This is a genomic window from Microbacterium sp. NPDC089696, assembly GCF_044749125.1.
Lineage (GTDB): Bacteria > Actinomycetota > Actinomycetes > Actinomycetales > Microbacteriaceae > Microbacterium.
This window is the reverse complement of sequence record NZ_JBIVHF010000001.1, coordinates 1,106,530-1,132,511: the sequence shown is the minus strand read 5'-3', so window position 1 is coordinate 1,132,511 and position 25,982 is coordinate 1,106,530. Positions and strand designations below refer to the sequence as shown.

Below are 25,982 nucleotides of genomic sequence, written 5' to 3'. Positions count from 1 at the left end.
TCTGCTCCCCGGGTCAGAACCACCCGGAGATGAGGTCCCAGAGCCAGTCGAGGATGTCCCCGATGATGCCTCCGATGCCGCCGGCGCGGTTGACCGTGACGGTGGCCGTCGCGGTATCGCCGTCGGCCTGCGAGACCGCGACCGTGTACTTGCCCGGCTGCGCGTTCTTCGGGACCGTCACCGACGTGGAGAAGGTGCCGTCGGCCTTGACCTGGACGGTGCCGACCTGGACCGGCTTGCCCTTCTTCGGCTCGAGCGTGATCGTGAGGGTCTCCCCCGGCTCGAAGTCCGCGCCGGTGACGCGGAGCTTCTTCCCGGCGGCGACCTTCTTGTCGACCTCGATCGTGCCCGCGAACTCCTCGGGCTCCTCCTCCGTGATCGTGAAGGGCACCTGCACCGTGGTCCCGGTGGAGGGCACCGTCACCGTGAGCGGCTGCTCCCCCGACACACCGGCCGGGACCGTGAACGTGAGCGTCGCGCGCCCGGCCTCGTCTGTCGTGTCGACGATGGCCGGGTCGATCGTCCCCGCCGCGAGCTGCGTGCCGCCCAGCGAGAGCGTCACCTCACCCGGCGCCGCCTCGCCCGCGCTGAACGCCAGCGAGGAGAGCGCCACGGTGACCTGGTCGCCGGCGGAGTAGCCGTCGGCGTCCGGCGCGCTGACCGTGACGCCCACCGCGCGCTGGGCGAGGTCGGGGGTCGCGGTCTTGTTCGCGTCGAACCAGTCCACCATCGACTGCAGGTCGATCTTGCCCGTGTCGCGCTTTCCCGTGCCCTCGCGGAAGGTGAAGAAGTTGTCTCCACCCGCGGCGAGGAACGAGTTCGCCGCGACCGTGTAGCTCGCGGAGGCATCGATCGGCGTGCCGTTCAGCGTGATCGACGTGATGCGGGAGCCCTGCGCGGCCGTCGGGTCGTACGTGTAGACGAGCCCCTCCGACAGACCGAGCTTGAGGAACGGGCGCGCCGCTCCTGCCGGCTGCCACTGCTCCTCCAGCACACCCTTCAGCTGGGCGCCCGTCAGCGTCAGCGTCACGAGCGTGTTGGCGAACGGCTGCACCGTCGCCGCCTCGCGGTACGTGACGTTGCCGTCCGGGTCGTTCGCGTTCGACGACGCGTACGTGAGGTTGGCGCGGATGCCGCCGGGGTTCATGATCGCGATGTCCGCGCCCGTGGACCACTTCTGCACGTCCGCCACGAAGTTGCCGATCGTCGACTCGCCGCCGCGGTTCTCCGAGCCGTTGCTCTGGCGAGCACGGTTGAAGTCGGCGGTGATGTCGCCCACCTTGACGGCGCCGAGCACGTCGGCCTCGGCCTTCGCCTTGGCGACGATGTCGGCGACCTCCGGCACGGCCGGGTACAGGGCCTGGCCGTTGGCGGTGAGGGGCTTGATCTCGTTGGTGATCGAGAGCAGCTCCTTCGTCTTCGGGTCGACCTGGATGTTCATCAGGCCCAGGTTCTCGCCGTACTGGCCGGCCGAGATGACCGGACGTCCGTCGATCACGTGGTTGTACGCCAGGTGCGTGTGCGCCGAGACGATCGCGTTCACGTCGTCGTCGACGCCGTAGACGACCTCGCCCAGGGGCGAGTCCGGCGTGATGCTCGACAGCTCGACGCTCGCCGCACCCTCGTGCACGAGGAGGATGATGACATCCGCCTCCCCGTTCGACGCGTCGCCGTCCTTGAGGTCGGCGGCCACGGCGTTCACCGAGTCCGCGATGCTGCGCACCTCGAGGTCGGCGATGCCCTCCGGAGAGACCAGCGAGTCGAGGTCCTCCGTGACGGCGCCGATGAACCCGACCTTGACGCCGTCGAGCTCCTTGACCCAGGCCGGGGCGAGGGCGGGCTCACCCGTCTCGGTGACGAACACGTTCGACGAGATGTACTCCCAGTCCGCGCGGTCCTGCACGCGATCGCGCAGATCCGCCCAGCCCTGATCGAACTCGTGGTTACCGGCGGCGCTCACGTCGAGACCGGCCGCGTTCAGCGCGTCGATCGTCGGGTTGTCGTCGTTGATGAACGAGGTGAAGGTCGACGCGCCGATCAGGTCGCCGACGCCGGCGAAGATCGTGTTCGGGTTCTCCTCGCGGAACTGCTGGACGGCACCGGCGACGACCGCGGCACCCGCTGCGGCGCCGTCGGCCTCGATGCGACCGTGGAAGTCGTTCATCGTGACGACGTCGATGCTCACCGGCGGGATCTCCGAGGAGACGCCGACGATGATCGGGTCGTGATCGCTGGAGCGGAACGGGGTGCCCGCCTCCGTGGCGCCGAACGCGTAGCCGCGGTCGCTCCACTCGGGGGAGTTGATGCTCCACACCCCGGCGCCCGTGATCGACGCCGCGAGCGACGGCGACGCGAGCACGTGGTCGAGCGAGCCGAGCTCGCCGTCGAACGTGTAGGTGTGCTGTCCCGGGGCCTTCTCAGGGGCGACGTCGCTCCAGCCCGCGCTGGTGAAGACGTCGATCGGGTCTTCCTTCGCGTACGCGTTGAAGTCGCCGATCAGGAGGATGTCGCTGCTGCCGGTCTCCTCCTCGATCGTCGCGGTGAAGTCCTTGAGGGAGTTCGCCTGCGCGACGCGGTCCGCGTTGAAGAAGCCCTGGCCGTCGGCGGGCTCGACGCCGGCCCCCTCGGGCGGGGACTTCGACTTGAAGTGATTCGCGACCACGGAGACGATGCGGCCGTCGATGTCGAACGCCTGGGCGATCGGCTCGCGCGCGTTTGACCAGACGCTCTCGTCGGTGACGGTGAGGCTGTCGCCGACCGTCTTCACGTCATCCTTCTTGTAGATGATCGCGCTCGTGATGAAGTCGGTCGTCGTCGCGTCGTCCAGCGCGTCCGGCGTGCGGACGTAGTCCCACACGTCGTCGCCGAGGGCGTCGTTGAGACCGTCGACGAGGTCGGCGAGCGCCGAATCGAGCGAGCCGCCGAGCTTGATCGAGTTCTCGATCTCCATGAGCGACACGATCTCGGCGTCGAGGCCGTTGATCGCCGCGACGATCTTCGACTTCTGGATCTCGAACTGGGCCGCGTTGGCCGCGCCGCGCGCGTTGGAGTTCTGGCTCTTCAGCGTCGTGAAGTAGTTGAAGACGTTGAAGGACGCGACCTGCACGTCTCCCCCGACCTCCGGCGCCGACTCGACGCGGGGGTTGCTCGCCTCGAAGCCGACCTTCGCGGCGTCCGGGGACGCGCTGTCGATCGGCACGACCGGCTGCAGACGCCAGTCGTCGAAGCCGTAGGAGAGGACGTAGCCGTTGTCGCGGAAGTCGACCGTGTCGCCGTTGCGGACGACGAGATCCTTCGTGAAGTACGGCTGGTCGTTCGGGTGACCGTTGTTCGTGACCTGGATCGACCAGCCGTCGTCGAGCAGCAGGCGGTTCGCACGGTTCCCCGCGGCGATCGCCGCCGCCTCGTCACCGGGACGCGCGGTCTCGGTGCTCTTGACGTTGAGGTCGTCGCCGGCGTTCAGCCACAGCGTGCCGAAGTTGTACAGCTGGTGGCTGGACGCGACGCGGTAGATGCCGGAGGGGGCGACGAGCATGCTCTCGTACTGCTCCCGGTCGGCGCCGACCACGGTGTCGGGCAGCGGGGTGACCGCCGGCACGCCGACGCCCGCCTGCACGACGGAGACGCCCGCGAGCGAGGCGGGGTTGATCTGCGTCTGACCGAAGTACTCGCTGACCGAGCCGGTCACCGAGACGAGGTCGCCGATCGCGAGGGTCGGGGCGAGCGCGTTGAGGAAGACGAACACGCCGTCGGAGGCGCCCGGCGTCGCGTCGGTCTCGCCGCCGGAGCCCTGGGTCTGGATCACGATGCCCTTGTAGCCGCCGGTGCGGTAGTCGGCTGTGACGACGCCCTCGACCGTGACGGTCTGCCCGTTGAGCGGCGAGACGTCGGTGGTGCCCTGCACCTCGGCGATCGAGACCTTCGCAGGGTCGGTGCCCGGGTCGGTGCCCGCGGAGTTCTGCGGCGTGATGGTCGCCGAGAGAGTGAAGTCGGCACTGTTGTCGTCGGTGTCGACGCCGTTCGTGCGGTTCAGCGACCTGACGTCGGTGTTGCCGGCGGGAGCCGTGGCCGTCTTGGTCTCGAACGTGTTCGAGGATCCGTAGCCGAGCACGTCGATCACACCGTCGACGCCCGTGACGGACCCCGGGGTGAGGTTCACGGCTGCGGTGCCGTTCACGAGGGCGAGGGTGCCCGTGGTCCCGCTCGGGTTGAGGTTGCCCGTGGCGTCGGGGGTCGGGAGCGCGGCGCCGTTCGCGCCGTTGCTGCCGCCCTGCACCAGGTAGTACCCGCCGGCGGGGATGCTGCCGCTGAGGGGCGCCACGCCGTTGAAGTTGCCCGTGCCAGTCGCGGACCGGTACTGCAGCGAGAGCCCGTCGAGGGCCACCGCGGCATCCGTGGGGTTGTAGAGCTCGACGAACTTGTTCGTGTAGGCGGCTCCTGCGCTGCCGCCCGAGAGGTACGCCTCGTTGATGACGACCCCCGTTCCTGCGACATCGGCGACGGCGGGGGCGGCGATCAGGGCGCTGGCTCCCAGGGCGGCGACGCAGGTCCCGGCGAGGACGCCGAGACGCCTCCGGCTTCTGCGATCCGATCCGGGAACCTCGCGGTTCGCGGCATCAAAGTCGGGCATCATCGGTATTGTCTCCTCGGTTTCCTCTGGCGACGGCTCTCATGGAGCCACTACAGCGCGCATTCACAGCCGGCGCACATGATGCGAGCCTAAGGAGCCTCTCCGACATCATCAACGGAGTTTTCTCATTGGTCACCCAGCGCTAACCGAACGGCCGGAGTGCACCCCTGACGAAGGTGGAACGAGGAGCGGGGCGACGCTCAGATGCGCGCGGGCGCCTGCACGGATGCGCGGGATCCGGTCATGCGGACGCCGCGGACGCCGCGTCCTCGAACTCCTCGACCTCGCGTTCCCACGCGTCCTTCGCGAGCCGGTACCAGAGATAGAACGCGAAACCCGCGAAGATGGCCCACTCGACCGCGTAGAAGATGTTGAGCCAGTTGACGGGCGACTGCTCCTCGGGAGCCGGCGAGGAGATGTCGGCGAGACCGACCGATGCCGAGGCGGATGCGAGATACGGACGGTACACGTCGAGCTCCGCGATGTCGTGCCAGTGGCTCAGCAGCGCGGCCGGCGACATCCGGTCCATCCGCTCCGGATCGTCCTTCGGCGGGACGGAGGGACCCTCGTCCGAGATGATGCGGCCCGTGACGTCGACCATCGAGCCGTCGGCCTGCGCCGCGAGCTCCTCGACCGCGGCGTCGGCCGCCGCGCGGTCGGCCGTCCAGCCGATCGCCACCGCGATGGACGTGCGCTCGGCCACCCGCAGCTGGCCGGTGACCCAGTACCCCTCGACGTCGTCGTTGAAACGGCTCGACACCACGACGAAGTCCTCGGGCACCCACGACCCCGAGGTCTCGACGCGCTGTCCGACGAGCGGCTCGGGGAGGTACTGCCCCGGCTCGACGACGTCCGTCAGCGGACGCACCTGCTCGGTCGCCCCGGGCGGAGGCGGATCGGTCTCGATCGCCCGCTCGAGCTGCCACTGGCCGAGCCACGCGAACACTCCGGCGACGACCAGGCACAGCACGAGCATCGCGATCCAGCGCCCGCGGAGCATGACCTCGCGCAGGGTCGGCGGGAACAGAGCGGGGGACGACACGGTGATGCGGGGTTCAGGCCTCGTACGGCGCGAGGACGACCTCGACGCGCTGGAACTCCTTGAGATCGGAGTATCCGGTGGTCGCCATCGACTTGCGCAGCGCGCCGATCAGGTTCGCCGTGCCGTCCGCGACGGGAGCCGGGCCGTAGAGGATCTCCTCGAGCGTGCCGATCCCGCCGACCTCGACGCGGCGTCCGCGTGGGAGCTTCGGGTGGTGCGCCTCGGGCCCCCAGTGGAACCCGCGTCCGGGGGCGTCGGTCGCCCGCGCCAGTGCGACGCCGAGCATGACGGCGTCCGCGCCCATCGCGAGCGCCTTGACGATGTCGCCGGACGTGCCGACCCCGCCGTCCGCGATGACGTGCACGTAGCGTCCGCCCGACTCGTCGAGGTAGTCGCGGCGCGCGGCCGCGACGTCGGACACCGCGGTCGCCATCGGCGCGTGGATGCCGAGCGTGGCGCGAGTCGTGGAGGCGGCCCCGCCTCCGAAGCCTACGAGCACGCCGGCGGCGCCCGTGCGCATGAGGTGCAGGGCCGCGGTGTACGTGGCCGCGCCGCCCACGATCACGGGAACGTCGAGGTCGTAGATGAACTTCTTGAGGTTCAGGGGCTCGTCGACGCTCGACACGTGCTCGGCCGACACCGTCGTGCCGCGGATGACGAACAGGTCGACACCGGCCGCCGCGACCGTGTCGTAGAACTCCTGGGTGCGCTGCGGCGTCAGCGAGCCCGCGACCGTCACTCCGGCGTCGCGGATCTCGGCGAGACGCCGCGTGATGAGCTCGGGCTTGATGGGCTCCGAGTACAGCTGCTGCATGCGCACGGTCGCGCCGTCGGCGTCGAGGCCGGCGATCTCCGCGAGCAGGGGCTCGGGGTCCTCGTAGCGGGTCCAGAGACCCTCGAGGTCGAGCACTCCGAGGCCGCCGAGCTGACCGAGCATGATCGCCGTCTGCGGGCTCACGACCGAGTCCATGGGAGCGCCGAGCACCGGGATGTCGAATCCGAAGGCGTCGATCGTCCAAGCCGTCGACACGTCCTCGGGGTTGCGGGTGCGTCGCGACGGCACCACCGCGATGTCGTCGAACGTGTATGCGCGACGCGCGCGCTTGCCTCGGCCGAGCTCGATCTCCATGGTCACCCCTCCAGCCTACCGGGCATGCGCGGGACGCCCGACGGCCGGCGGAGCCACCCGGATTCAGCGCGCACGGAGCACCCGCTTCTCGTCCCAGACGGGCTCGTCCGATTCGTAGACCTCGCCGTCCGACCCGAACACCAGGAACCTGTCGAAGCCGCGCGCGAACCACCGGTCGTGCGTGACCGCGAGCACGGTGCCCTCGAATCGGGTGAGCGCCACCTCCAGCGCCTCCGCGGACTCCAGATCGAGGTTGTCGGTGGGTTCGTCGAGCAGCAGCAGCGTCGCGCCGGAGAGTTCGAGCAGCAGCACCTGGAACCGCGCCTGCTGTCCGCCGGACAACGACTCGAAGGTCTGCTGCGCCTGGCGCACGAGACCGTAGCGGTCGAGCGCCGAGCTCGCGGCATCCCGGGGCAGGCCCGCACGCCGCTCGTCGCCGCGGTGCAGGATCTCCAGCAGTGTGCGTCCCACGAACTCGGGATGGGCGTGCGTCTGCGCGAACAGGCCGGGCACGACCCGCGCGCCGAGAACCGCCGATCCGCTGTGCGCGACCGGATGGAGCCGCTCCCCCGTGGAGGTCGCATGCCCGAGGCTCGGGTCGGGATCGCTGCCCCCGCGGGCGAGCAGCCGGAGGAAGTGCGACTTGCCCGAGCCGTTCGACCCGAGCACCGCCACGCGGTCGCCGTACCAGACCTCCGCGTCGAACGGACGCATGAGACCGGTGAGCTCGAGACTCTCGGCGACCACCGCGCGCTTGCCCGTTCGTGCTCCGCGCAGACGCATGTCGAAGTCCTGTGCCGGGGGACGCTCCTGCGGGGGACCCGCCTCCTCGAACCGACGCAACCGGGTCTGCGCGGCCTGATAACGCGAGGCGAACCCGTCGTTCGCCGAGGCCTTGACCTTGAGCGTGGCGACGAGCAGGAGCAGCTTCTCGTGCTGCTCGTCCCACCGACGACGCAGCTCGTCGAGCCTGTCCATCCGGTCGCTGCGCGCCTGGTGGTACGTGGCGAAACCGCCGCCGTGCACCCAGGCGGTGGCACCCGCTCCTCCCGGCTCGAGCGTGACCAGGCGGTCGGCCGCACGTGCCAGGAGCTCGCGGTCGTGCGAGACCAGGAGCACGGTCTTCGGCGTCTGCCGCAGCTGCCCCTCGAGCCAGCGCTTGGTCGGCACGTCGAGGTAGTTGTCCGGCTCGTCGAGCAGGAGCACCTCGTCGGGCCCGCGCAGCAGCGCTTCGAGCGCCAGCCGCTTCTGCTCCCCGCCGGACAGCGAGGTGAGCTCCCGATAGCGTGCGCGTTCGAAGGGCACCCCCAGCGCCGCGACCGTGCACTGGTCCCACACGGTCTCGTGCTCGTAGCCGCCGGCATCCGCGTACTCGGCGATCGCGGAGGCGTAGGCCATCTGCGTCTCGTGCTCGTCACGGTCGATCAACGCGTTCTCCGCCGCGTCGAGCGCCTCTGCGGCCTGCCGGATCCGGGCGGGGGCGACCCGGACGAGCAGCTCGTGCACGGTCTGCCCGGCCTCGCCGTGTCCGACGAACTGGTCCATGACGCCGAGTCCGCCGTCGATCGTCACGACGCCGGCATCGGGCGCCAGCTCGCCGCGGATGATCCGCAACAGCGTGGTCTTGCCCGCGCCGTTCGGTCCGATGAGGGCGCTCGTGGAGCCGGAGCCGACGCGGAACGTCGCCTCGTCGAGCAGCGGTCTGCCGTCGGGGAGGGTCAGCGAGACCCCCGTGACATCGATGTATCCCACCTGCGTGGCCGTCCTTCCGCCCGCGTGGCGAGCCGACCAGGCTATCAGGAACGCGGGGGCTGGACGATCAGACGCCGGTGGCGACGACCTGGATGGCCTCGGTGCGCGGCGCCGTCGGGAGGAACATCCGGAACTCGGTGCCGACGCCCTCCTTGCTCGTGACATCCATGGTGCCGCCGTGCGCGAGCACGATGGCACGGGTGATGGTGAGGCCGAGACCGACGCCGGGCACCGCGTTGCGGGTCGCGGTCGACGCGCGGAAGAAGCGGGTGAACAGCATCCCCTGTTCGTCTTCGGGGATGCCGAGGCCGGTGTCGCGCACCGCGAGCTCGATGCCGCCGTCGATCTCGCGCACGACCGCGGTGACGCGCCCTCCGAACGGCGTGAACTTGATCGCGTTCGACAGGAGATTGTCGAGCGCCTGCCCCAGTCGACCGGGGTCGGCCGTCATCCGCACCGGGGACCCCGGCGTCTCGGCGACGAGCTCTATGCCCTCGCGGTGCGCGTGCGGCTGCGAGGAGGCGACCGCGTCCCGCACCAGCGCCGCGAGATCGGCGTCGGTGCGGTCGAGGGGGAACCGCCCGGACTCGACCTGCGCGGTGAACAGCAGGTCGCCGACGAGGTTCAGCAGACGCTGGGCGTTGCGCTCGATGATGCCGACGAACTCCTGCTGCTCACCCGTGAGGGGCTGGGCGGGGTCGCTCTGGAGGAGGTCGAGGAATCCGATGATCGCGCTGAGCGGGGTGCGGAGCTCGTGCGAGATCATGCCGACGAACTCGTCCTTCATGCGCGCGACCTCGACGGCGCGCGTCTCGTCCGTGATCACCAGCAGGTAGCCGTGACGCGATCCGTCGGCGTCCTGGTAGGGGGACACCGTCACGCGGGCGGGCACAGCCGATCCGCCGGCCGTGCGCACGTCGATGTCGGCCACGACGGAGCGGCCGCTGTCCGCCTCGTCGAACAGCGCACGCAGCCCGGGGTGGAGCCGATCCGCAGGAGAGACGGCGCTCTGGTCCGCGAACTGGTCGAGCATCTCGGCGTCGAAGAAGCGGTCGACGCGGACGTCGTCGAGCGCCTCCCGGACCCTCATGCCGAGCAGCCTGACGGCACCGGGGTTCCACGCGGTGATCGTCCCGCAGTTGTCGGTCGCGATCACCGCCTGACCCGTGATCGAGTTCCACAGGCTCGTGAAGGACTCCGAGAGGGCGCGGTACTGCTGCTCGCTGTCTTTCAGCTGCGCGAGCGTCTGCTCGTTCGCGACCAGCGCCGCGGTGCGCTCGATCGTCCGCGCCTCGGCCTGCGAGGTACGGAGTCGGTGAAGCCGCGACAGCTCGTTCACGATCGCGCCCACCACCGCGAACACGATGGGCCCGATGACGCCGCGCAGCCAGTCGACCGCGTCCTCGGGCGGGTCGACCAGGTTCGGCATGAGGAGCGCGATCGAGGTGAAGACGCCGACGATGAACACCTGGCGGATGCCGGGCGCCGCCGCGATCCAGATCACGGGGAGCAGCACGAGCGAGGAGAACAGCGAGGCGGCGCCGCCGGTGCCGGTGCGGAGGGCGCCGATGCCGAGCAGGTCGACGATCGGGATGAGCATCACGGCCCACCCGTCGAACACGCCCCGCGCGGCGAACACCGCGGCGAGGAGGGTGACGGCGGCGACCGCGATCACGCCGGCCGCGACCGCGGCGGGGTTGGTCATCGGGATACCCGGCACCGCGGCGACGAGCAGCGCGGCGACGCCGACCGCGATCGCCGTGGGCCCCTGCTTCATGAGCGGGGTCGGGTTGTCGAAGAAGCGTCGCCATCCTCGCGTGGCGGAGACGTCGATGCGGTCGGGGTTCATCCCGCGCGTCCCTGCAGGATCCGGCGCAGGTCCGCGCCGACGATCGGCTTCGGCAGCGCGGCGTCGGCCTCGGGGTAGTCGGCGACGTCGAGCACCGAGCTGACGATCACGAAGCAGTCGGGGAAACGCGCGCGCACGAGGCGGGTGCACTCCGCCCCGGCGATGCCGGGCAGCAGGAGATCGATCACCGCGACCGCCGGCGCAATCCGCGGGAACGCCCCGATCGCGGTCTCCGCGTCGGGAGCCGCGAGAACGTCGAAACCCGCACGCTCCAGGTGACGCCGCAGCAGTGCGGTCTGATCCGCGCTGTCCTCGACCACGAGGGCCAGCGGCCGGCCGCTCATCGCAGCAGCAGCTCTCGCACGACGACGATGACCACGACGACGGCCAGCGACAGGAGCGCCTGCGGGATCAGTCTCTTCTCGCGCCGGGCGTCCGCCGCGATCTCCGCCTCCTCCTCGCTCCGTGAAGGTGCTTCGGTCATGACTCGACCCGTCCGATCTTCTCGGTCTTGATCCAGGCGGCGTCGGCGCGGCGCCACTCCTTGATGTACGAATCCACGGTGATGGCGCACAGCATCGATCCGTAGCCGCACACGTACAGCAGGAGGCCCGCGAAGAAGCGCCCGGCCGGTAGCGGCTCGACGGCCCGCGCGAGCCAGATGCCGAGCATCGAGATCGGCCCCCAGAGGTAGAAGATCACGGCCCACACGAACAGGGTGTGGTCGGTCACGGGGAGTCCGAGCGCACGCAGCGCACTCTCGAACAGCCAGGGGAACAGCGCGAACGCCATGAGGATCAGGGCGCCGAGCCCCGGGAACATGAGCGCTTCACGCCAGGACTGCCGTCCGATCCGCGGATCGAGCTGCACCGAGTAGAGCATCGAGAACAGGTAGATGCAGGCGGCGGCGATCCACATGAACCGGAACACGAACTCCGCGATGTCGCTGTGCAGGAGGAGCAGCGCGAGGAGCCCGGCCGCCGCGAGCAGCATGAACGCGGGCAGGAGCAGGATCGTGAACCACGCGAGGCCGAACGCGAAGCTGCCGAGGTTGTGCTCGCGGCTCGGGCGGAACCACAGCTTCTTGTAGATCGAGGTCAGCTGCACGTTGCCGCGCGCCCAGCGCAGCCGCTGCTTCCACAGCGCGTCGATCGTGCGGGGTTCCTCGGCGAGGACGACCGCGTGCGGCTCGAACACCATGCGTCGACCGTGCAGCTGCCCCTCGAACGTCGTCATGGTGTCCTCGGCGAGCGTGCCCGTCGGGATGCGTCCGCCGATGGCCTCGAGGTTCGCACGTGAGTGCAGCTGCGCGCCGCCGGCGAGGCACGCGATCGCACCGCCCACGTTCTGCGTGCGCCGCGCGGAGAGCTGGCCGATCACGTACTCGATCGCGATGAAGCGGGTGAGGTAGTTGCGGTCGCGGCTGCCCTCGGCGATGTAGGCGGTGACCGCGCCGACCTCGTCGTCGGCGAGGTGGCGGCTCAGCTTGCGGAGCGAGTCGCGCGCGAAGATCACGTCCGCGTCCATGATGAGCACGGCCTCGGTCCACTCGTCCGCGAGCACGACGTCGAGGCCGTGGTTGAGCGTGTGCGCCTTGCCCTGACCGCCCTGCTCGCGGCGCAGGTGCACGACGCGGCCCGGGTGCGCTGCCGCCTTCGCCGCCACGACGTCGGGGGTGTCGTCGGTCGACGCGTCGTCGATCACGAAGACGCGCAGGCGATCAGCGGGGTACTCCAGCTGCAGCAGCCGCTCGATCGCGGGACCGATCACGCGGCCCTCGTTCCAGGCCGGGATCAGCACGGCGATGTGCGGGTGGTACGGCGCCGCCTTCGGGTAGTGGTTGCGGAACGCGTGCACGGGGAGTGCGAGGAACTGCAGACCGGTGTTGATGACGGGCAGCGTGCCGACGAGCACGCACAGGAGCAGGATGACGACGACCGTCGTCTCGAGCCAGGTGAGTTCGGGCATCAGGCGTCCTCGTGGAGCAGCGCGGCGACGCGCTCGTAGCGGCCGACGTCGGCGGCCTCGTGGCTGTCGGTGGAGGCGACGATCGTCGCGCCCGAGGCGCGCAGGGCATCGAGCGACGGCCGACCGGGGCATCCCCACTTCTCGTTGACCTCGACGTGCGTGTCGGTCTCGGCGGCGGCGCGAGCCCAGGCGTCGATGCGTTCGCGGCCGAGATCGTCTTCGGACAGTCCGATCTTCGGCAGGATCGAGAAGCAGTGCGCGAGCTGGTTGCCCGGATGCTGGCGCATGGCCGCGATGAGGGCGGTCACGAGCTGGTCGAGCACATCGGGCGCGGCCCATCCGCCGGCGATGCGCTCGCGGACCGCGGTCGGGCCGAGCGGACCGTCGACACCGGGGAACTGGTGGTCGGCGATGAGGATGCGATCGATGCCCGTCGGCAGGGCGGGGATGTCGAGCCCGCCCCCCACATCGAGGATCTTCGCCTCGACCCCGGTCAGCACCGTGAGCCCGGCGGGCACCCGCAGCGCACGCACGGCGGCGAGGTACTCGGGGACCCAGGCGGTGTCCCGGCGCACGTGGTCGACGAGGCGCAGCGTGGTGAGCCCTCGACGTTCGGCGGCCGCGACGTTCTCCTCGAGCGTGGAGACGGCGTCGTCGGAGAACGTGGAGTGCACGTGGTGATCGCCGCGCAGTGCGGGATGGCTCACAGCTCCTCCTGATGTCCGGCGTGCGCCGACACGAGCACCTCGTCGATCTCGACGATCACGTCCTCGAGGAACCGCACGGAGGCGATCTCGCGGAACGGGACGTCGGCGGGCAGCGCGGCGCCGAGGAAGAGGTCGGCCACGAGCGACGGGATGTCCACGCCGGCGGCGATCGTCAGGGGGAGCGCTCCCGGGAACCGGGGGTTGACCTCGAGCAGCATCGCACGTCCGGCACGGTCGCGACGGAGCTGCACGTTCGCCACGCCGACCAGGCCGATCGCCTCCGCGATCACGGTGGCCGTCTCCACCAGCTCGGGATCGTGCAGGGTGCGCCCCGCGATCGCGACCCCGGAGTCGACGCGTGCCCGGGTGCGGGGGACGGCCGCGACGACGTGTCCGGCCGCATCGGCGATCACATCGACCGAGTACTCCTCACCGGGGAGGAAGTCCTGCACGATCAGCCCCTCGTCGACGGGCAGCGCCTCGAGCGCCGCCCGGTCCGGAACGAGGCGGATGCCGCGGCTGCCCGCCCCCTGCCGGGGCTTGGCGAACACCGGGAACTCCCAGCCCTCGGCGAGCGCGTCCGGGCCGGCGAGACGCGTCCGGGGGCTGCGGCCGGTGGATGCGCAGCGCTCGGCCAGCAGCATCTTGTCGAGCGCCGTGGACAACGTGTCCTCCGAGGGGGCCGCCAGCACGGCCGGGGCCAGTTCCTCGCGGCGGCCGGCGAGCGCGACGAGCTCCACGTCGACCGTCGAGATGACGAGGTCGAGAGCGTCCTCGCGCACCATGCGCGCGATCTCGGACACGAAGTCGTCTGCGCGTCCCGGCGGCACGAGGCGCCGTCGCTCGGCCGGCACGAGATAGATGCCGCTCGCCCAGCCGTCCATGTCGGCGGCGAAGACCGTGAGGTCGGGTCGGCGCAGGAGCGAACGGATCACCGCGACCCCCGCCGGGCCTCCCGCACCGGTCACGAGTACGCGTGCGGCCATCAGCGCTCCAACTTCGTCAGTTCCTGGACGCCGATGAACTCGGCGGTCTCCCGCACGACCTCGAGCGGCTCCACCGCTGCGCCTCCCCCGAACCGCGACCAGTACCGCGCCGTCGCGGTCACGAAGGCGGGGTCGAGGTAGTCGCGGGTCGCCGTCTGCGAGGCGAAGCACGCGAGCAGCTGCAGCTTCTCGGCGAGGTAGTCGTCGATGCGCACGAACCGCGTGGGACGGAAGTCGATGGTCGACGAGGGGCTCTGGTAGCAGGCGACCGTGCCCACCCGCCGCGTGGCGACCAGAGTGGCCTCGTTCGCGGCCCGATGGTCCTGATGCCGGTCGTGCTCGGAGTGCGTGTACACGACGGTCGGCTGGATCTCGGCGACGACCTCCTCGATCAGACGCACCGTCGCGCCCCCACCGGAGATCTCGGTGTCGACGAGGTCTTTGAGGAACAGGCGGGCACCGAGACGCTCGGCCGACGCGAGGGACTCGTGCTGGCGGCTGTCGGCGTCTCCCCCGCGGGCGCCGCGGGAGAGCGTGAGGATGGTGATCGAGTCCCCCGCGCGCGCATGAGCGGCGAGGACCCCGCCCACGCCGATCTCGACGTCGTCCGGGTGGGCGCCGATCGCGAGCACGACCTGCTTTGGCTTCGCGGCCTCGCGGCGGGCACGGCCCTCGGCGGCCAGGCGTGTCACGGCCTCGATGAGGCGCGCGTTGTCGAGGGGCTTGGTGAGGAACTCGTCGGCCTGCGCGCGGAGCGCCGACACCGCGTACTCCACCGACACGTGCGCGGTCATGACGACCACGGGCACGAGCGGGTTCCGGCGACGCAGCTCCGCGAGGAGCTCGAGTCCGTCGAGGCCGGGCATCTCGATGTCCGTCACCACGACGTCGGCGGCGAACGTCTCGAGACGCTCGACGGCCGAGAGCCCGTCGCCGGCGGTCACGACCTCGCAGCCGGCTCGACGCTCGAGCACGGTGCGGACGAGCAGAGCGACGTCGGGGTCGTCGTCGACGACGAGTACGCGGGGTGCACCGTCAGACATGTGATCTGCTCTCCATGGGGAAGTCCCCCTGCCGGTCGGGGTGGTCCGGCGCCGATCTCCGAGGGTCCTCCCTCCCCGGAGCTCGAGGGGAAGTCGAGCGGGTATTGCTAAATACTGGCACACCGAACCCCGGGGAGGCGTCACCGCGTCACCCCGATCCTCCGTACGGGTCAGGAAGCCGCGCGCGCCGCCTTCTTCTCCTGCTGGTACACCCGGATCGCCTCGTAGCGCTCCGCCGACCGCGACCGGCGCTTGTGCGCCTCATCCTCGCGGTTCTTGGGCGGAGCCGACGTCACCAGACCGTCGATCAGAGCGCGGGTCGCTCGGGCGATCTCCTCGACCGCCAGATCGAACGTCTCCCGGTTCGCGCGGGACGGCGAGGTCGTGCCCGCGATCTTCCGCACGAACTGCAGCGCCGCGTCGTGGCACTCGTCGTCGGTCGCGGCGGGCTCGAGGTTGTTCAGGGGCACGATGTTGCGGCACATACGGGCACGCTACGCCGCAGCCACGACGTGCGGAAGGGGACGGACGCCCGCGGCATCCGTCCCCTTCCGTCGGTTCTCAACGCTTGTAGTTCGGCGCCTCGACCACGATCTGCACATCGTGCGGGTGCGACTCCTTGAGGCCGGCGGCCGTGATGCGCACGAAGCGACCGCGCGTCTTGAGCTCCTCGATCGTGCGGGCTCCGACGTAGAACATCGACTGACGGAGGCCGCCCACGAGCTGGTACGCCACGGCGGACACGGGGCCACGGTACGGGACCTGGCCTTCGATCCCCTCGGGGATGAGCTTGTCGTCGCTGGGCACGTCGGCCTGGAAGTAGCGGTCCTTCGAGTAGGAGGTCTGCTTGCCGCGGGTCTGCATCGCACCGAGCGAGCCCATGCCGCGGTACTGCTTGAACTGCTTGCCCGACTGGAAGACGATCTCGCCCGGAGACTCGTCGGTGCCGGCGAGCAGCGACCCGAGCATGACGGCGTCCGCACCGGCGACGAGGGCCTTCGCGATGTCGCCCGAGTACTGCAGACCGCCGTCCGCGATGACCGGGACTCCGGCCGGGCGCGCCGCGAGCGACGCCTCGTAGACCGCGGTGACCTGGGGCACTCCCACTCCGGCGACCACGCGGGTGGTGCAGATCGAGCCGGGTCCCACGCCCACCTTGACGGCGTCGACGCCCGCGTCGACGAGCGCCTGTGCGCCCTCGCGCGTCGCGACGTTGCCGCCGATCACGTCGATGTGGGCGAAGCTCTCATCGGCCTTGAGGCGCGTGACGAGGTCGATCACGCCCTGCGACTGGCCGTTCGCGGTGTCGACCACGAGCACGTCGACACCGGCGTCGCGCAACGCCTCGGCGCGCTCCCACGCGTCGCCGAAGAAGCCGATGGCCGCGCCGACCCGGAGGCGCCCCTGGTCGTCCTTCGTGGCGAGGGGGTACTTCTCGCTCTTGTCGAAGTCCTTGATCGTGATGAGCCCCGCGAGCTTTCCGTCGTCGTCGATGAGCGGCAGCTTCTCGACGCGGTGCTTCGCGAACAGTGCGATGACCTCGCCCGCGGCGACGCCCACGCGAGCCGTGACGAGGCCCTCGCTGGTCATGACGTCCTTCACGAAGGTCGTCTGGCGCTCGAAGCCCGAGACGAAGCGCATGTCGCGGTTGGTGACGATGCCGACGAGGCGGCCGTCCGGGTCGACGACGGGCAGACCGGAGATGCGGTACTTGGCGCAGAGTGCGTCGACCTCCTCGACCGTGGCGTCGGGGGTCGTGGTGATCGGGTCGGTGATCATGCCGGACTCGCTGCGCTTGACGCGGTCGACGTGCGCGGCCTGATCGGCGATCGAGAGGTTGCGGTGCAGGATGCCGATGCCGCCCTCGCGGGCCATCGCGATCGCCATGCGCGACTCGGTCACGGTGTCCATGGCGCTCGAGAGCAGCGGAGTCGCGACCGAGATCCGGCGAGTGATCCGCGACGAGGTGTCCGCCTCGCTGGGGATGACGTCGGTGTGCCCCGGGAGGAGCAGCACATCGTCGTACGTGAGTCCGACGAAGCCGAAGGGGTCGTGCTGATCCATGGATGCTCCTCCTGGGCGCTGACTGGCGAGAGTGGTACCAATTCTAAGCGTCGAGAGGCTGAGGAAATTCCCGGTGACGGCGAGGGCTCGCGGGGCCACGTCGCGGACGGCGTGCGGCGGGCGGGCAACTTCGTGATGAGATCGTGCCCGCCGTGAGCAGATCGTGCCTTGGTCGAAACAGAGCCGACACATTACGCTCATACCGTCGTACATCAAGGCCGATGAACAACCCTGTCTTGGTCTGTGTACTGGACTGGGAGGTTCTGTGAGTCCGACGATCTCGGCGAAACGCAGCGGAACGCGATGGATGATCATCCTGCTCGCGCCGCTTCTCGCCCTCGCATTCCTGTGGCTGCAGCCACCCGCGTCGGCCTCCGCGGAGGAGACCGACGACGGCCAGGAGATCACCGATTTCTACTTCGCCGGAGTGATCACCTTCGAGGACCAGCCCGTCGAAGGCGTCGTCATGACGATCGAGGGCAAGGGCTTCGAGGGAGAGACCGAGACGGATGCCGAGGGCAAGTGGCGCCTGTACGTCCCCGAGAAGGAGAAGTACACGCTCACGGTCGATGAGGACACCCTCCCCGACGGCGTGATCGTCGATGCGGCGCAGCTGCCCGAGGGCACGCAGCCGATCGCGGGGACGACGGCGTCCTTCGAGGTCGAGTTCGGCCTCACGGGCACGAAGATCACGAACCTCTTCCTCGGCGAGGGCGAGCGTGTCACGGTGTCGTTCATCGACCAGCTCCTCTCCCGGCTCGTGGGCGGTCTGAACTTCGGCCTCCTGCTCGCGCTGGCGTCAATGGGCGCCGCGCTCATCTACGGCACCACCCGCCTGTCGAACTTCGCGCACGCCGAGATGGTGACCTGGGGCGGTCTCGTCGCCCTCGTCACGACGAGCTTCTGGCACCTGCCGCTGTGGCTCGGCATCGCCGCGGCGGTGATCGGAGGCGGTCTGTTCGGCTGGGCGATGGATGCCGGGCTCTGGCGTCCGCTGCGACGACGCGGTCTGGGCGTCGTCCAGCTCATGATCGTCAGCATCGGCCTCTCGCTCGCGCTGCGCTACCTCTTCCAGTACTTCATCGGGGGCGGCACGAGGCAGCTCCCGGGCGCGAGCCCCACCCCGATCCAGTTCGGACCGATCTCGCTCTCCTACATCGACATGATCGCGATGAGCGTCAGCATCGTCGTGATCCTCGGCGTCGCGTGGTTCCTGACCCGCACCCGCGTCGGCAAGGCCACGCGTGCGATCTCCGACAACCCGCAGCTCGCGGCGGCCTCCGGCATCGACGTCGACAGGGTCATCCGCATCGTCTGGATCCTCGCCGGTGTCCTGGCCGCGATCTCCGGCATCCTGTGGGCCTACTTCCGCCCCGGCGTGAAGTGGGACATGGGCATGCAGATGCTGCTGCTCATCTTCGCCGCCATCACGCTCGGCGGACTCGGCACCGCGTTCGGCGCCCTGGTCGGCTCGCTCATCGTCGGCATCGCCGTCGAGATCTCGACGCTGTGGATCCCCTCGGACCTCAAGTACGCAAGCGCGCTCGTGGTCCTCATCGTCATCCTCCTGGTGCGGCCGCAGGGTCTGCTCGGACGCAAGGAAAGGTTGGGCTGACGATGGACTTCGGAAGCATCTTCTCCAACACCGCGGTCTACCTGTTCAGCCCGGTCACGATCGCCTACGCGCTCGCGGCGACCGGCCTCGCCGTGCACTTCGGGTACGCGGGCCTGCTGAACTTCGGCATGGCGGCGTTCATGGCGGTCGGCGGCTACGGCTACGCGATCTCCGTGCTGTCGTTCGGCCTCCCCTGGTGGGTGGGCATGCTCATCGGTCTGGGCGGTGGTGCGCTGTTCGCGGTGCTGCTCGGCATCCCGACCCTGCGGCTCCGCGCCGACTACCTCGCCATCGCGACCATCGCGGCGGGCGAGATCGTGCGCCTGCTCTTCACGACGCAGCTGTTCGACGAGTTCACGAACTCGGCCGACGGCCTCGCGCAGTACAACGGCGGATTCCGCGACGCGAACCCGTTCCCCCCGGGCACCTACGGGTTCGGGCCGTGGACGTACACGGCCAACGACCTGTGGAACCGCGTGTTCGGTGTGATCGTGCTCGCACTGGCCGTGTTCGTCGTGTGGGCGCTCATGCGCAGCCCCTGGGGTCGCGTGCTCAAGGGCATCCGCGAGGACGAGGACGCCGTGCGCTCGCTCGGCAAGAACGTCTTCGCCTACAAGATGCAGGCCCTCGTGGTCGGCGGCATCATCGGCGCGGCGGGCGGCATCGTCTTCGTCCTCCCCTCCGCCGTGGTCCCCGGCAGCTACACGACCTCGCTGACGTTCTTCCTGTGGACCGTGCTGCTGCTCGGCGGCGCTGCGACCGTGTTCGGCCCGACGCTCGGCGCGATCCTCTTCTGGGTCGTCTTCGCGTTCCTCGCCAACCTGCTCCCGGCGATGGCGAAGGCCGATCTCCTGCCCATGTCCGACAGCCAGGCCTCGACGCTCGTCTTCATCTTCGTCGGCATCGCGCTCATGCTGCTCGTGATCTTCCGCCCGCAGGGCATCCTCGGAGACAAGAGGGAGATGACCTTTGTCAAATGAACTGACCCCCGAGGAGGGCGCCGCCACGGCCCCCTCCACCGGGAGCATCCGTCGTCCGAAGACCACGGGCCTCACGAAGGGCCCCGCGGCCCCCGGAGTCGCCAAGGTCGACCCCATCCTCGTCGTGGATGCCGTGCAGCGGCGCTTCGGCGGCCTCACGGCCGTGGACGTCGACCACGTCGAGATCCCCCGCGGGGCCATCACCGCGCTGATCGGCCCGAACGGCGCCGGCAAGACCACCCTGTTCAACCTGCTGTGCGGGTTCGACAAGCCCAACAGCGGCTCCTGGTCGTTCGACGGCAAGAACCTGTCCGGCGTGCCGTCCTTCAAGGTCGCGCGCATGGGCCAGGTGCGCACGTTCCAGCTGACGAAGTCGCTGTCGCTGCTCACGGTGCTCGAGAACATGAAGCTCGGCGCACCCAATCAGCGCGGTGAGGGCTTCTGGTCGAGCCTCTTCCCGTTCCTGTGGCGGAAGCAGGATCAGGAAATCGAGGTGAAGGCTCGCGAGCTCCTCACCCGGTTCAAGCTCGACGCCAAGGAGAAGGACTTCGCCGCGGCGTTGTCCGGCGGTCAGCGCAAGCTCCTCGAGATGGCGCGGGCGCTCATGAGCGATCCGACGCTCGTCATGCTCGACGAGCCGATGGCCGGCGTCAACCCCGCACTCACGCAGTCGCTGCTCGACCACATCCTCGACCTCAAGGAGCAGGGCATGACCGTCCTGTTCGTCGAGCACGACATGCACATGGTCCGGCACATCGCGGACTGGGTCGTCGTGATGGCCGAGGGCAAGGTCGTCGCCGAAGGACCGCCCGAGGAGGTCATGGAGGATCAGGCCGTCGTGGACGCGTACCTCGGTGCGCACCAGGACGTCGACCTCGGCGCCGTCACGGGACGCATCCCCGTGCTCGCCGACACCGCAGCGGTCAAGCTGCGCGAGCAGATCGAGGCCGAGGCCGACGCCGAACTGGCCGCCGAGGAGACCGAGGAGGGACGCGCATGAGCGAGACGACACCCGTGAACGACACGACGCCCGGGAACGACGACGTCGTCGTCGAGCTGAAGGGCGTGCACGCGGGGTACCTTCCCGGCGTGAACATCCTCAACGGCGCGAACCTCGTCGCCCGGCAGGGCGAGCTGATCGGCATCATCGGGCCGAACGGGGCCGGCAAGTCGACGCTGCTCAAGTCGATCTTCGGCCTGGTCAACGTGCGCTCCGGCGAGATCACCGTGAACGGCGAGAGCATCGTGGGCCTGAAGGCCGACAAGCTCGTCAAGCGCGGCGTCGCGTTCGTTCCACAGACGAACAACGTGTTCCCGTCGCTGTCGATCGAGGAGAACCTCCAGATGGGGCTCTACCAGAACCCCAAGGCGTACGCCGAGCGTCTGGAGTTCGTCACCGGGATCTTCGCCGAGCTCGGCAAGCGTCTGAAGCAGCGCGCCGGCTCCCTGTCGGGCGGCGAGCGCCAGATGGTGGCGATGTCGCGCGCGCTCATGATGGACCCCTCGGTGCTGCTCCTCGACGAGCCCTCCGCCGGCCTCTCCCCCGTACGTCAGGACGACGCTTTCATCCGCGTCTCCGACATCAACAAGGCGGGCGTGACGACGATCATGGTCGAGCAGAACGCGCGACGCTGCCTGCAGATCTGCGATCGCGGCTACGTGCTCGACCAGGGCAAGGACGCGTACGAGGGCACGGGGCGCGACCTGCTCAACGACCCCAAGGTCATCGGCCTGTACCTCGGCACCCTCGGGACCGACGCGGCCTGACCGACGCGCACAGAGGGGGCGGATGCTGCGGCATCCGCCCCCTCTGTCGTGCCTGCCGCCTTCTAAGCGGCCCCCACCCCGTGCACGACGAAGGCCCCGGATGCGGCATCCGGGGCCTTCGCGCGATCAGTCAGCGTGTGCCGGCTGGATCAGTTGGTGCGCTCGATGGTGTTCTCGGCGTTGTACTTGTAGATGCCGATCGTGGCGCCCTGCGGGTCGCCGGCCTCGTCGAACGTGACCTCGCCGGAGTAGCCGTCGTAGTCGGCCGTTCCACCGTCGTTGATGATCTTGGCGCAGTCCGCGAACGTGGTGCACTTCTCACCGTCGCCCGAGCCGCCCGAGATCTCCTGCATCTTGGCCGCGATGTCCTTGCCCTCGGTCGAACCGGCCGCGAGCGACGCCAGCGCCACGAGCACGACGGCGTCGTAGGCCTCGGCCGCGTAGGTGAAGTCCTTGACCTCGGGGTTGCCCTCGCCGGTCCAGTAGGCCTGCAGGCGGTCGGTGAAGTCGTCCTCGAGCGCGGGACCGGCCTTGGTGCCCTGTGCGCCCTCGAGCGACACGGGGATGTCGGAGCCGTAGTCGGACAGGTTGCCGTCCACCATGTAGAACTTGTCGGCCGAGATGCCGGCGTTCACGAGCAGCGGCGCGATCGTCTTGAACTGGTCGAACGACACGATCGCGACGGCGTCGGGGTTCTGGGCCTTGATCGACTCGACCTGCGCGTCGAACTGCGCGTCGCCGACGTTGAACGAGACCGACTCGACGACCTGGCCGCCGGTGCCCTCGAACGTCGTGGTGATGGCGTCGTTCAGGCCGGTGCCGTACGCGTCGTTCTGGTAGATGATGCCCAGCGTCTTCGCGCCGTCCTCGGCGATCAGGTTGCCGAGGACCTCGCCCTGGAGCAGGTCGCTCGGGGCGGTGCGGAAGTACAGGCCGTCGTCGTCCCACGCGGTGAAGTCGGGTGACGTGTTCGACGCCGAGATCTGCAGGATGCCGGCGCTGACGTTGCCGTCGAGGATCAGCTTCGAGACACCCGAGGCCGCGGCTCCGACGATCGCCGTGACACCGGCGCCCTGGAGCTTGGTGATGGAGGTCTCGTAGGCCTTGGTGTCGGTGTCGCCCTCGTCCTCGGCGGTGAGGTCGATGGTGAGGCCGGCCTTGGCGTCGTTGATCTCCTGGACCGCGAGGCCCACGCCCGACTCCATGGGCGGACCGAGGAAGGCCAGCGAGCCGGTCTGCGGCAGAAGCGAGCCGAGCTTGAGGGTGAGGTCGGCTGCGGGCTTGTCGCCGCCTCCGGTCGACTCGTCCGACGGCGTGCTGCTGCAGCCCGAGACGACCAGCGCGGAGGCGCTGACGAGCGCGATCCCCGCGATGATCTTGGCGCTGCGCGAGCGCGTGAATACGGTCATGATGCTCCCTTGCGTGACTGGCCGCGGATTCGAACCGCGGTCGGATGCTTACACATTAGGTGCAGAAGGTCTCGATCAGGAGTCAGCAACATTTCGGTGCGTTAACGATCCTTCGCCCGCGCGCAGACCCGGGATCGCGGGGATCAGACGGCCGCGACGATCGCCCGTCGTCCGCGTCGGGCCGCGAGCAGCAGATCGGTCACGAACACGGCGATCGCGACCCAGACGAGCACGAATCCGATCCACCGTTCGAGGGGCATCGGCTCACCCAGGACGACGGCGCCGATGAGGAACTGCATGATCGGGGTGATGAACTGGATCATGCCGATCACCGTCAGATGGATGCGACGCGCTCCGGCCGCGAACAGGAGGAGCGGGACCGCCGTGGCGACGCCGGCGAACGCGAGGAGGGCGGCGTGCCACGGGCCGTTGGCACCCATCGTGATCCCCTCCGGGGTGGTCGCGACGAGGACGAGCTGGACCACCGCGATCGGGATGAGCCAGAAGGACTCGAGCGTCAGCCCGCTCACGGCGTCGACCGCAGGACCGATCTTCTTCTTGATGAGTCCGTAGAGCCCGAAGGACGCGGTGAGCGACAGCGCGATCCACGGGAAGGAGCCGTAGAGCACGACGATCACGACCACGGCGACCGCCGCGATGCCGATCGCCGTCCACTGGAGGCGGCGGATCCGCTCCTTGAGGACGAAGACGCCGAGGAGCACGGTGGTGATCGGATTGATGAAGTACCCGAGGCTGGTCTCCAGGACGTGCCCCGTCAGGGTGCCGATGAGGAAGACCTGCCAGTTCACGTAGATCAGCAGGCCGGCGAGCGCCGTCCATCCGAGAAGGCGCGGCTGACGGATGATGACGCGGAACGCCGCCCATCCGCGCATGACCGTGAGCAGGATCACGCAGAACACGAGCGACAGCAGGACGCGCCAGGCGACGACCTCCCACGGCCCTGTGGGCGTCAGCAGCAGGAAGTACAGCGGCAGCACGCCCCAGAGCAGATACGCGCCGCCCGCGTAAGCGACCCCGGCGGTCTGGGTGCTTCGGGGGGCGGGGCTCGTCAGGGTCACCGCACAACCCTAATGCCGGACGCGATCAAGCCCTCGCCGCCGTCATGCCGCGTGCGGACCTTGGCAGGATTCGCGCGCGATATGGCGGAATGCCGATTTTGAGCACCGCCTCGGATACCCCTATCGCTCGCCCCACGAACGTCTTATAGTGAGCGTGTCCGACACCTACTGGGGATGGTAGACGGAAGCGATGAGCGAGTTCGAGTACGTGCTCGCGCTGGAACTGGGGACGAGCCGCATCGCAGCGGCGACTGCCCGTCTCGCGCCGAGCGGAGAGATCACAGACAGCACCTGCCCACTGGGGCGGCAGGACCGCGGCGTCGAGGCGCTCGCCGCGCTGAGCGACGACGGGGCGCTGGTCTTCGGGGCCGCAGCGGAGGACACCGCGGCACGGGCACCCGAGCGCGCTCTCCGTGGCTTCACCGCGCACGTGGGCGATGAGATCCCCCTGGTGGCGGGCGACCGCGCGATCACCGCGGCGGATCTCACGGCCGAGTTCGTCGACTGGGCGCGCGACATCGTGGCGACGCGGGAGGACCACGCCCCCGCGTCCCTGGTCGTCGCGCATCCGGCCTCATGGACCGCGCATCGCACCGAGGCACTGCGCGCCGCCCTGTCGCGCCGCGAGATCACGGACGTCGAGTTCGTCTCCGCTGCGGAGGCCGTCACCATCGTGCACGACGAACAGCAGACTCTCGCGAGCGGCGAGGCGATCGCGGTGTTCGATCTCGGTGGCACCGCGTTCGAGGCGACGGTGGTGCGCAAGACCGCCGGCGGCCCGTTCCGATCGATCGGGGCCACGGTCGCCCTGGTCGACCAGGGCGGATCGTCGTTCGACGACGCCGTGCTCGCCCACGCCCTGACCGTCGCGCAGGCGGAGGGGCATATCTCGACCCCCGGATCCGATGCCGACCGCGCTCTCGCCCGGCTGCGCCGTTCGTGCATCGCCGCGAAGCACGCCCTGTCGATCGACGGAGAGGCGACCATCTCCGTGCCCCTCGACGACGGCAAGAGCGGCGAAGCGACCGTGCGGATCACGCGCTCCGAGTTCGAGGCCATGATCGAGCCCTCGCTCGATGCCGCCCTGGGCGCTCTCGAGCGGGCGATCACGGACTCCGGCCGATCAACGGACCGGGTCTCGGCGATTCTGCTCACCGGAGGTTCGTCGCGCATCCCGTTGATCGCGCAGCTCCTGTCGGAGCGGTTCGATCGACCGCTCGCCGTGGTCGTGGACGACGCGGGGGCCCGCGGAGCAGCGCGTCGCGGGATCCTCGACCTCGCCGCACGAGCGCCACGGGACACGATCGCCGATGTCGCACCGCACGGCGCCGGTGTCGCCGCGACCGCTCCTCGACGGCACCGGCCGCTGCGGATGCCGCGTCGGACGGCGGTCGCCCTGTCCGTCGTGGCGGCGGCCATGGTGGTCACCGCCGGCGCCGCCGCCACCGCCTTCGCCGCAGGCCTCTCGCCCACTTCGGCGGACAAGGTCACCGCAGACGGCTCGCGGACCGCGACCGGCCCCGCAGGATTCGGACTCGCCGCACTGCTCACGGTGCCGCTCGGCGACGGCGGCTCCGCCGGGTCCGTGGAACCCGTCGTGGTGCCGGTCGAGGTGGACCCACCCGCCGCGGAGCAGGACGACGACGTTCCCGTAGCTCGTCGTGCGGCTCGATCGCCGATCGCGGACAGCGGCCGCTCGACCCCGCCGGCGCAGAGCACCACGGACCCCGTGCGCACGACCCCCTCGGGCACCACGCCCCTCGCACCGGTCACGACACCGCGGCCCGTGACCCCGCCGCCTGTCGTCCAGCCCTCGGTCGATCAGCCGCCCGCCGAGCAGCCGCCCGCGGAGGAACCGCCGGCCGAGGAACCGCCCGCCGAACAGCCTCCGGCTGAACAGCCCGCTCCTCCGGCTCCGGACCCCGACCCCGCGGCACCGAGCCCGGAACTCTAGGACGGCAC

Annotated in this window: 20 protein-coding genes; 5 read left to right on the top strand and 15 right to left on the bottom strand. The window is 69.8% G+C overall.

Translation table 11 applies throughout. The features are described from left to right. Positions 1–13 precede the first annotated feature (13 nt). From ACIPY8_RS05630 to guaB, 13 genes are all read right to left on the bottom strand, one after another. Positions 14–4,630, bottom strand: coding sequence for an ExeM/NucH family extracellular endonuclease (locus ACIPY8_RS05630; RefSeq protein WP_400815880.1), 4,617 nt, complete (start codon positions 4,628–4,630; stop codon positions 14–16). A gap of 241 nt (positions 4,631–4,871) precedes the next feature. After that, positions 4,872–5,630: an SURF1 family protein gene (locus tag ACIPY8_RS05625; protein WP_400817653.1), complete on the bottom strand. Its 759-nt coding sequence runs from the start codon at positions 5,628–5,630 to the stop codon at positions 4,872–4,874. Between the two features lie 55 nt (positions 5,631–5,685). After that, positions 5,686–6,801, bottom strand: coding sequence for a GuaB3 family IMP dehydrogenase-related protein (locus tag ACIPY8_RS05620; RefSeq protein ID WP_050721639.1), 1,116 nt, complete (start codon positions 6,799–6,801; stop codon positions 5,686–5,688). A 63-nt stretch (positions 6,802–6,864) separates the two neighbouring features. Then, positions 6,865–8,553: an ABC-F family ATP-binding cassette domain-containing protein gene (locus ACIPY8_RS05615; protein WP_400815878.1), complete on the bottom strand. Its 1,689-nt coding sequence runs from the start codon at positions 8,551–8,553 to the stop codon at positions 6,865–6,867. A 67-nt stretch (positions 8,554–8,620) separates the two neighbouring features. Continuing rightward, the gene (locus ACIPY8_RS05610) at positions 8,621–10,402 is read right to left on the bottom strand and encodes a sensor histidine kinase (RefSeq protein WP_400815875.1); all 1,782 of its coding nucleotides are present in this window, start codon (positions 10,400–10,402) and stop codon (positions 8,621–8,623) included. Next, positions 10,399–10,746, bottom strand: a complete 348-nt coding sequence (locus ACIPY8_RS05605; RefSeq protein WP_400815873.1) for a response regulator transcription factor — start codon at positions 10,744–10,746, stop codon at positions 10,399–10,401. Before ACIPY8_RS05605 ends, ACIPY8_RS05610 begins: the two co-directional genes overlap by 4 nt. Next, complete coding sequence (locus ACIPY8_RS05600; protein ID WP_400815871.1) at positions 10,743–10,886, bottom strand: hypothetical protein; 144 nt, start codon at positions 10,884–10,886, stop codon at positions 10,743–10,745. Before ACIPY8_RS05600 ends, ACIPY8_RS05605 begins: the two co-directional genes overlap by 4 nt. Then, complete coding sequence (locus tag ACIPY8_RS05595) at positions 10,883–12,370, bottom strand: glycosyltransferase family 2 protein (RefSeq protein ID WP_400815869.1); 1,488 nt, start codon at positions 12,368–12,370, stop codon at positions 10,883–10,885. Before ACIPY8_RS05595 ends, ACIPY8_RS05600 begins: the two co-directional genes overlap by 4 nt. Then, entirely contained in the window at positions 12,370–13,077 is a 708-nt protein-coding gene (locus tag ACIPY8_RS05590) for a PHP domain-containing protein (protein ID WP_400815867.1), read from the bottom strand. The genes ACIPY8_RS05595 and ACIPY8_RS05590 overlap by 1 nt, the downstream gene beginning before the upstream one ends. Beyond that, complete coding sequence (locus ACIPY8_RS05585) at positions 13,074–14,063, bottom strand: ATP-grasp domain-containing protein (protein WP_400815864.1); 990 nt, start codon at positions 14,061–14,063, stop codon at positions 13,074–13,076. Before ACIPY8_RS05585 ends, ACIPY8_RS05590 begins: the two co-directional genes overlap by 4 nt. Further along, the gene (locus ACIPY8_RS05580) at positions 14,063–15,106 is read right to left on the bottom strand and encodes a response regulator (protein ID WP_400815862.1); all 1,044 of its coding nucleotides are present in this window, start codon (positions 15,104–15,106) and stop codon (positions 14,063–14,065) included. The genes ACIPY8_RS05585 and ACIPY8_RS05580 overlap by 1 nt, the downstream gene beginning before the upstream one ends. A 170-nt stretch (positions 15,107–15,276) precedes the next feature. Next, a complete protein-coding gene (locus ACIPY8_RS05575) occupies positions 15,277–15,591 on the bottom strand; it encodes a DUF2277 domain-containing protein (RefSeq protein WP_400815860.1) in 315 nt (104 codons plus the stop codon). Between the two features lie 76 nt (positions 15,592–15,667). Beyond that, positions 15,668–17,170, bottom strand: a complete 1,503-nt coding sequence (gene guaB / locus ACIPY8_RS05570) for an IMP dehydrogenase (protein WP_400815857.1) — start codon at positions 17,168–17,170, stop codon at positions 15,668–15,670. Between the two features lie 307 nt (positions 17,171–17,477). On the opposite strand from guaB, the gene ACIPY8_RS05565 reads away from it, so the two are divergent. The 4 genes from ACIPY8_RS05565 to ACIPY8_RS05550 are packed head-to-tail and all read left to right on the top strand — an operon-like array spanning position 17,478 to position 21,532. Further along, positions 17,478–18,785: a branched-chain amino acid ABC transporter permease gene (locus ACIPY8_RS05565; protein ID WP_400815855.1), complete on the top strand. Its 1,308-nt coding sequence runs from the start codon at positions 17,478–17,480 to the stop codon at positions 18,783–18,785. 2 nt (positions 18,786–18,787) lie between these two features. Beyond that, positions 18,788–19,765: a branched-chain amino acid ABC transporter permease gene (locus ACIPY8_RS05560; protein WP_400815852.1), complete on the top strand. Its 978-nt coding sequence runs from the start codon at positions 18,788–18,790 to the stop codon at positions 19,763–19,765. Positions 19,766–19,811: 46 nt separating this feature from the next. Continuing rightward, positions 19,812–20,765: an ABC transporter ATP-binding protein gene (locus ACIPY8_RS05555; protein WP_400817650.1), complete on the top strand. Its 954-nt coding sequence runs from the start codon at positions 19,812–19,814 to the stop codon at positions 20,763–20,765. Continuing rightward, positions 20,762–21,532 carry an ABC transporter ATP-binding protein gene (locus ACIPY8_RS05550; RefSeq protein ID WP_400815850.1) on the top strand — a complete coding sequence of 257 codons (771 nt, stop codon included), beginning with the start codon at positions 20,762–20,764 and terminating at the stop codon, positions 21,530–21,532. The genes ACIPY8_RS05555 and ACIPY8_RS05550 overlap by 4 nt, the downstream gene beginning before the upstream one ends. Before the next feature lie 149 nt (positions 21,533–21,681). Here the strand turns inward: ACIPY8_RS05550 and ACIPY8_RS05545 are convergent, their stop codons facing one another. Then, on the bottom strand, positions 21,682–22,941 hold the full coding sequence (locus tag ACIPY8_RS05545; RefSeq protein WP_400815847.1) for an ABC transporter substrate-binding protein: 1,260 nt from the start codon (positions 22,939–22,941) through the stop codon (positions 21,682–21,684). A 143-nt stretch (positions 22,942–23,084) separates the two neighbouring features. Next, on the bottom strand, positions 23,085–24,014 hold the full coding sequence (gene rarD / locus ACIPY8_RS05540) for an EamA family transporter RarD (RefSeq protein WP_400817648.1): 930 nt from the start codon (positions 24,012–24,014) through the stop codon (positions 23,085–23,087). A gap of 196 nt (positions 24,015–24,210) precedes the next feature. On the opposite strand from rarD, the gene ACIPY8_RS05535 reads away from it, so the two are divergent. Continuing rightward, positions 24,211–25,974 (top strand): Hsp70 family protein, encoded by a 1,764-nt coding sequence (locus ACIPY8_RS05535; protein ID WP_400815844.1) that lies wholly within the window; start codon positions 24,211–24,213, stop codon positions 25,972–25,974. Positions 25,975–25,982 lie beyond the last annotated feature (8 nt).

What these genes read in the sequence shown, in the direction of transcription:
- ACIPY8_RS05630 (WP_400815880.1), bottom strand. Translation starts at nt 4,630, where the DNA reads ATGCCCGACTTTGATGCCGCGAACCGCGAGGTTCCCGGATCGGATCGC.
- ACIPY8_RS05625 (WP_400817653.1), bottom strand. Translation starts at nt 5,630, where the DNA reads ATGCTCCGCGGGCGCTGGATCGCGATGCTCGTGCTGTGCCTGGTCGTC.
- ACIPY8_RS05620 (WP_050721639.1), bottom strand. Translation starts at nt 6,801, where the DNA reads ATGGAGATCGAGCTCGGCCGAGGCAAGCGCGCGCGTCGCGCATACACG.
- ACIPY8_RS05610 (WP_400815875.1), bottom strand. Translation starts at nt 10,402, where the DNA reads ATGAACCCCGACCGCATCGACGTCTCCGCCACGCGAGGATGGCGACGC.
- ACIPY8_RS05605 (WP_400815873.1), bottom strand. Translation starts at nt 10,746, where the DNA reads ATGAGCGGCCGGCCGCTGGCCCTCGTGGTCGAGGACAGCGCGGATCAG.
- ACIPY8_RS05600 (WP_400815871.1), bottom strand. Translation starts at nt 10,886, where the DNA reads ATGACCGAAGCACCTTCACGGAGCGAGGAGGAGGCGGAGATCGCGGCG.
- ACIPY8_RS05595 (WP_400815869.1), bottom strand. Translation starts at nt 12,370, where the DNA reads ATGCCCGAACTCACCTGGCTCGAGACGACGGTCGTCGTCATCCTGCTC.
- ACIPY8_RS05585 (WP_400815864.1), bottom strand. Translation starts at nt 14,063, where the DNA reads ATGGCCGCACGCGTACTCGTGACCGGTGCGGGAGGCCCGGCGGGGGTC.
- ACIPY8_RS05580 (WP_400815862.1), bottom strand. Translation starts at nt 15,106, where the DNA reads ATGTCTGACGGTGCACCCCGCGTACTCGTCGTCGACGACGACCCCGAC.
- ACIPY8_RS05575 (WP_400815860.1), bottom strand. Translation starts at nt 15,591, where the DNA reads ATGTGCCGCAACATCGTGCCCCTGAACAACCTCGAGCCCGCCGCGACC.
- guaB (WP_400815857.1), bottom strand. Translation starts at nt 17,170, where the DNA reads ATGGATCAGCACGACCCCTTCGGCTTCGTCGGACTCACGTACGACGAT.
- ACIPY8_RS05565 (WP_400815855.1), top strand. Translation starts at nt 17,478, where the DNA reads ATGATCATCCTGCTCGCGCCGCTTCTCGCCCTCGCATTCCTGTGGCTG.
- ACIPY8_RS05560 (WP_400815852.1), top strand. Translation starts at nt 18,788, where the DNA reads ATGGACTTCGGAAGCATCTTCTCCAACACCGCGGTCTACCTGTTCAGC.
- ACIPY8_RS05550 (WP_400815850.1), top strand. Translation starts at nt 20,762, where the DNA reads ATGAGCGAGACGACACCCGTGAACGACACGACGCCCGGGAACGACGAC.
- ACIPY8_RS05545 (WP_400815847.1), bottom strand. Translation starts at nt 22,941, where the DNA reads ATGACCGTATTCACGCGCTCGCGCAGCGCCAAGATCATCGCGGGGATC.
- ACIPY8_RS05535 (WP_400815844.1), top strand. Translation starts at nt 24,211, where the DNA reads ATGAGCGAGTTCGAGTACGTGCTCGCGCTGGAACTGGGGACGAGCCGC.